Consider the following 6,161-nt stretch of genomic DNA (forward strand, 5'->3'; position numbering starts at 1 on the left):
TAGATGTGTTGAGTTGTTGTAGTCAAAGCATCAACACAAAGTTGTTAAATATAATCATACGGGGTGATGGGAGCAATTACATGGGATGATCAGGAGGAATCACATCGGGGATGGGATGTAGCTGCGCTTGGAGAGGGGAAGCTTCGCTTGGGGTGAGGCTTGGGATTAGGTCTACGATTGTGAAGATTTGATCGGTTTTATGTATTTGCTTGGGACGGAATACTTGCAATTCCTGTAATTGATTAGACCATCTTTATGGACTTTGGCGGTCAACCTTTCATCCATATGTGATTGTATAATCGAATTATCTGGTAAAGGATGCAGGTATTCCTTTTCTGTTTGAAACAACAACATAGGTGGTACACCTGTAATTTAATTATTTTTTTTATTTAATTCACTCATATATCCAGCAGTAACAATTCCGGTTGGCAAAGATATTATAGCTATACCCATAAAAGAAGAAATCATACTAACTATTCTTCCTATATCACTTATAGGATATATATCACCATAACCAACAGTTGTTAAAGTTACTACAGACCAATAAATAGCATCAAAAAATGTTTCAAAACTTTGTGGCTCAACTTGAAAAATAATTAAAGCTAATATAAAAATATAACTTATTGCTAAAATTCCAACCATCATAAGTGATTTATATTCTTTTCTTATAACAGATAAAATTAAATTAAAACTTTTAGAATAACGTAATAATCTAAAAGCTTTAAAAGCTCTAAAAGCTTTATTGATTCTAAATAACTTAAATAATTTAAAACTTTCATTAAGAGATGTAAGAAATGGTAAGATAGATAATAAATCTATCATAGCATATAAAGTAAATGGATATTTTAAAAATGCTATAATAGGCTTATTGTTTTTAAATTTATAATCTGCAGTAAACCAACGAAGTATATAATCAAAAATAAAGATGCTAATAGTTACTTTATCAATTAAAAAAAATAATAAACTAGATTTTTTAAAACATAAAGGAATGATGCTTATTATAATAGATAAAATCATAAATTTATCATAAATTAAACTTAATCTAGATTCTTTTTCTGTAATTTCAATAATATCGTATATTTTTTTCCTCATTTTTCCTCCAGCATTTTACCATAAGTAGGTTTCTTCTATATAGACTATATTACCATAAATTTAATTATAATGTGATTTTTTTATTTAAAACATCTATATATATCGATTTGTCCTATTAAATTTAGAATCATTGCTATCCCTCCTTTAAGAAAAGGATAGCAGGATGAAATAAAAAGATTATATAATTTGGGGTATATATACATGGGTTTTATAATAAAAATATCCCCAGCTGGATATCGACTGGGGATAGTATATTTATATGCCTAATAAATTATTTACACTTGTTGAGCCGTTTTTGTAAGGGGCATAGGCTGTGTATTCGTTGCCGGCTTTGTCTTGGTAAATTACGTAAGATGCTGCTGTCATAGGTGTTGCGAATTGGGCTCTAGGTATGTTTATTATAGTTCCTAGGTAGACTACGTAATTTTCTTCTTTGTTCTCCTCGTATAGTGCCTTTGCTATGGATCTGGCTGTGTTAGGAGTATCTAGAGTTAGGGATTCGCCTTCAGATAATCGGTTTGCTGGTAGTATTAGGGTACCTTTTTCGATTATTTTGTCGCCGTCGTCGTAAATTTTTGTTCCGAATCTGATGCCGCTTTTGTCGTCTACTATTGCTTTGACTTGGGCTCCGAGCATTTCAACGTGTGCGTATTTTGCTTTGTATGTGATGTTTTCTGTGTATTTTGAGCCTGATTTATATTCTGTAGTTATGTCGTTTACATCCTCAAACCAACCTATAAATGTGTAGCCTTTTTTTGTTGGGGCTGTAGGTGTATAGTTTAATGCTTCGTCTTTGCTTATAGTTTTTTCGATTAAGTAGTCGGAACCATCGTTTGGGTCAAATGTAATAGTTACTGATGGATCGTATTTGTAAGCTGATGTTGCTGTAGGGTATTCTTCGTGGAAGCTTGCTGTGTCAAATTGGGAATCTCTTGTGTGGTTGATAAAATCGGTGCTTCCTTTTAGGAAATACTTGTAGCTTATGTTAGAGCTGGTAGAAGTATTTTCATCCCATGTGTTGTCTGTGTTGTACCAATATGAGCCTAATTTTACGATGTTCCATGCGTGGTTTGGACCGGTAATTAGTCTGACACCTATGTTTAGCTCTTTTAGCATTTTGCATGTTATGGTAGAAAATCCTTGGCAAACGACGCTTTTGTCTATTATTGCGTTGTAGGCAGAGTGATTTTGTAGTGAGTAATCGTAATCTATGTTTTGGACTATGTAGTCGTGTACGGCTAATATTTTTTGGTATGTGTCTTTGTCGTATACGTCTAGGCTGTCTAATACATTTTTTACTTCTTTGTCGACTGCTTGTTCTTGTGAATAAGTAGTTAAATATTCCATATAGTAGGTTAATGTTGTTTGAGTACTTGTGTAGTTTGCATTACCGCTGTAGCCGCTCCAGTTCCAGTATAGGTAATCGCCTGCACTTGAATCGCCATAACCGTTGTCTTCTACGGCTTCGTTGAAAATGGCTTTAAATAATTCGCTAGAGTATGTTTGGTTGATAGTGAAGGTTATAGTGCCGTTTCTAGCTATCATTTGTTCTTTTAGGTATTCGCCTGCTTCTTCAACTGTATCAAATGTTTCGGTTTCACTTAGTAAACTAGGTGAATTGTATGGCTTAGGTGAGTAAGTTTTTATGTCTAAGCCTTCGTAAGCAGGATTAGTGTAGGTTACTGTGTCAGTTTTTAGTTCGTTAGAGTTTAATGTTTCGGCGTAAGAGATGTAGGCATTTAGAGGCATTATACTTATGATAAGTGCGAATGCCAGAAATAATGCTGCAAACTTTTTGGTAAGTTTTTTCATGTTTGAAATTTCCCCCTTTTATTTTTTTGATTTTGTATCCTCTTTATTTATTGAAAGAAAAATTATTGTGATAATAGTATTATATAACAAAGTGTGATTGGTTATATAGTTAATTTAGTGAAATGTTGAGGTGGATAGGTGAAGGTCATTGTGAATATGTTAAATGACTTTGTGATTAATATTTCTGGCGTTATTATTACAAGCGATGGAAAAAATTGCGAGTTTTAAATTTACTTACTTCTGTTTATAATCTATAATAGAAGAAAGAAGGTGGAAATTTGAAAATCGCTAATGACAAGGTTAATTTAGATGAGATTTTGAAATCTCTATTTTCAACATCAGATAAGGTTTTAATAAACCTTTTGAACGGAATCTTTGATGAGAATTTCAGAGAAGATGAAGTTAGTATATCGATTGCTAATAACGAATTTATAGGACAAAATTTCGATATAATTATAGGAGATAAATTTTTTGAGATAGGTGATTTTAATGGCAAGAAGGCGTATTTTCATCTGGAATTTCAGACGAAAAATGATAGCACAATGGTCATTAGAATGTTTGAATATGGATTTAAAAAGGCAGCTGAGAACTCTATTTTAAATGCAAAAAATGGCATTAAGACTATTTATTTTCCTAAGCAGAAGGTGATTTTCTTTGAGGAAAATAAAAATATCGAGGATTCGCTGGATTTAAATATAGTTTTTCCAGATGATAAGGTGGTTTTATATAGTGTTGGAGTCATGAAATATTGGGAGTTTACGGATGAAGATTTGATAAATAAAAAGATGTATCCGCTTATACCGCTTCAGTTGTTCAATTTGAGAAAAGAACTTAAAAAGGCACAATCTAAAAATGATATACATATGATAAAAAAATTGTCGTATACGGCTAGAGATTTGGCTGAGAGAATTTCAAATGAATCGAAGGATTTATTCGATAAGCATGAAATTTTAGGTGAAGATTTTCATAAAATGTTATTAGCAGTAAACAACTTAATCCAATATTTAAATAGAAATTATTTAAATGATGATAGATTAGAGGAAGAGGTGACTATTATGACAAAAACATTATATGATCCAGAAGTTGAAAAAAGAGGAATTGAAAAGGGCATCAAACAAGGAATAGAAGAAGGTATCAAACAAGGTATTGAGAAAGGTATCGAACAAGGTATCGAACAAGGTGTTGAAAAAGGAAGAAATATGGAAAAAATTAAAAATGCGAAAAAGCTTTTAGATGTACTTGATGACAAGACAATATCAGAGAAATTAGAATTAGATGAAAGCATTGTAAAAAGCTTGAGAGAAGAGGCTTCAAGTAATTAAAAATTCACGGTAAAAAACTCCAGTCAAATGTGTGACTGGAGTTTTTTGATGAAAAATTTCACTTTTTAATGTATTAATTTTATTATATGAAATACAATTATCTAATATAAATTATCCTATATAAAATAAGTTTGAACCATTGTAATTATATTTAACAACCTTGTGATACAGGTATAGAGTAGTCAAACCGTTGGAAATAAAATAAGGCTGATTTGGGTGATTAAGATATAGTTTTTTTAGTAAGATCTGAGCAGGATCAAATAAAAAAATATATAATTCAGGGTTTGAAAGTGAAATTGATAGAAGAAATGAAATTTTATAGGGATGTCTTAAAAAAGGAGATTAAGGGTTATAAGTGTGGAAATGTATATTTGGATAAAAGTGGGAAGAGTGGTGCAGAGCATCAACACAAAGTTGTTAAATATAATCATATGGGGGGCGGTTACTAGGTGTAGAGTAAAGGATGAATTGTGGATATGGATATGGGGGTGGAAGATGGGACTGCGCTGAGAGGAGGAAGCTTCGCTTGGGATGTGGATTGGGAAGAGAATTGGGGCTTAGAGGTTTGTAGCATTTTAAAAGTTCTAGCGAGTTGGCTAGAACTTTTTAGGAATAAATTCTTCGACGTATTTTTTGCTGGCGGTTATATAGAAGCCTGATTTTAGTTTGTACATGTTTGCTTCGGACTTTGTGATCAGGTCTACGACTGTGAAGATTTGGCCGGGTGTGGCTTCGCCAGCGATGCTTGTTGCTTTGAAATTTGGCTCTGTTCTGTAGTTTACGTTTTGGATGACTTTTATCATTTTTGGTATTTTGACTGAGCCTTCGGCTGTGCAGTTTGTTATGTCGCTTACGCGGATTTTGCCCTCTTTTAGGTTGTGGCAGTCTTGTTTGAACTGCTGCATTTTGTCCGGATTTTTGACCATGTAAATAGGGCATAGTTTGTAATTTTTGCCGACTACGTCTGTGTGAGTTATGATGTCTTTTTGGCAGTCGAGTTTTTTGTACTGGCACAACCATGCGCATAACCAGACCATGCTTTTGTAGGTTGCATCGGTGTAGTGATTGTCCGCGCCTGTTGTTGCGACTTCTACTGCGATGGCGTAGGAGTTGGCGCTGTTGGTTGCGTAACAGATTTCGGTCGTTGGGATCAGCTGGTAGATCGTGCCATCGAGGTCGATTATGTAGTGGGCAGATGCGTAGACGAATTTGCCGTTTACTTTGTGGCCGTTTGCGACGACGTTGTTGAAGTATGAGAGAGTTTTGTGGCCGGGGACGTCTGGACTTCCGGTGTAGTGTATTGCGATTTTTTTGGCTGTTAGGGGAGTCCCTGGTCTTCCGTATTTGTTTCTTTTTTGCCATTTTTCGATTATTTTTGGTTTATTTATCATTTTTATTCCTCCTTATTTGTAGTGCTTTATTTTATTTGTTTGGTTTTGAAGGTTGAAATCAAGGCCTTCAATTTTGATTTTAGCAAATTTATTTTATTGAATATGAATTTTTTGAAAGATATTTTGTTCGGTGGCGATTCTGTTGGTTGTGGTGATTTTGCTGCGTTTGTTGTGGAGTTAGTGGTGAATGGGAGATCGTCGTCGTTTGTGCATTCTGTTAAGTTTTCGCTAGGGGTAGTATCGCAAGTTGCTGTGGCGTTTGCTGCATCTGTTGCTGTGGTGTTTGCTGTGTCTTGAGCTGATTTTGGAGTGTTTAGCTTGACTACTGAGCTTGCGACTACTTTTGCGAAGTTTCTGCTGTTGCCAGTGCTATCTATGAATTTGTCTATGTGCAGATTTCCGTTTATTGCTACTAGATAGCCTTTGCCTAGGTAAGTGGCGCAGTATTCGGCTTTTTTGCCCCATATTTCTATTGGGATGAAGTCTGTGACTGAGGCTCCTTCTTTTTTGTAGGTTCTGTCGATTGCGACTGTGAATTTTGATA

The 6,161-nt window shown here is 34.3% G+C and carries 6 protein-coding genes; 1 reads left to right on the forward strand and 5 read right to left on the reverse strand.

Annotation, left to right across the window (positions count from 1 at the left end):
* Positions 1-171 precede the first annotated feature (171 nt).
* The 3 genes from ACI3VO_RS03720 to ACI3VO_RS03730 all read right to left on the reverse strand — a co-directional run bounded on the left by ACI3VO_RS03720 (position 172) and on the right by ACI3VO_RS03730 (position 2,904).
* Positions 172-354 carry a Mu transposase domain-containing protein gene (locus ACI3VO_RS03720; protein WP_439756636.1) on the reverse strand — a complete coding sequence of 61 codons (183 nt, stop codon included), beginning with the start codon at positions 352-354 and terminating at the stop codon, positions 172-174.
* Positions 355-372: 18 nt separating this feature from the next.
* Positions 373-1,092, reverse strand: a complete 720-nt coding sequence (locus ACI3VO_RS03725; RefSeq protein ID WP_439756637.1) for an ion transporter — start codon at positions 1,090-1,092, stop codon at positions 373-375.
* Positions 1,093-1,347: 255 nt separating this feature from the next.
* Complete coding sequence (locus ACI3VO_RS03730; RefSeq protein WP_439756638.1) at positions 1,348-2,904, reverse strand: InlB B-repeat-containing protein; 1,557 nt, start codon at positions 2,902-2,904, stop codon at positions 1,348-1,350.
* Positions 2,905-3,182: 278 nt separating this feature from the next.
* Here ACI3VO_RS03730 and ACI3VO_RS03735 point away from each other — a divergent pair, with 278 nt between their 5' ends.
* A complete protein-coding gene (locus tag ACI3VO_RS03735) occupies positions 3,183-4,226 on the forward strand; it encodes a hypothetical protein (RefSeq protein WP_439756639.1) in 1,044 nt (347 codons plus the stop codon).
* A gap of 596 nt (positions 4,227-4,822) precedes the next feature.
* On the opposite strand, the gene ACI3VO_RS03740 is transcribed toward ACI3VO_RS03735, so the two are convergent.
* A complete protein-coding gene (locus ACI3VO_RS03740; protein WP_439756640.1) occupies positions 4,823-5,617 on the reverse strand; it encodes an N-acetylmuramoyl-L-alanine amidase in 795 nt (264 codons plus the stop codon).
* A 26-nt stretch (positions 5,618-5,643) separates the two neighbouring features.
* Positions 5,644-6,161 (reverse strand): single-stranded DNA-binding protein (locus ACI3VO_RS03745; protein ID WP_439756641.1); only part of this gene is annotated, 518 nt, incomplete at its 5' end.

It is taken from the genome of Intestinibacter sp. (assembly GCF_051866655.1).
GTDB lineage: Bacteria > Bacillota > Clostridia > Peptostreptococcales > Peptostreptococcaceae > Intestinibacter.

Excerpts from the sequence above, each read along its gene's own strand:
- ACI3VO_RS03725 (WP_439756637.1), bottom strand. The coding sequence starts at position 1,092 with ATGAGGAAAAAAATATACGATATTATTGAAATTACAGAAAAAGAATCT.
- ACI3VO_RS03730 (WP_439756638.1), bottom strand. The coding sequence starts at position 2,904 with ATGAAAAAACTTACCAAAAAGTTTGCAGCATTATTTCTGGCATTCGCA.
- ACI3VO_RS03740 (WP_439756640.1), bottom strand. The coding sequence starts at position 5,617 with ATGATAAATAAACCAAAAATAATCGAAAAATGGCAAAAAAGAAACAAA.
- ACI3VO_RS03720 (WP_439756636.1), bottom strand. The coding sequence starts at position 354 with ATGTTGTTGTTTCAAACAGAAAAGGAATACCTGCATCCTTTACCAGAT.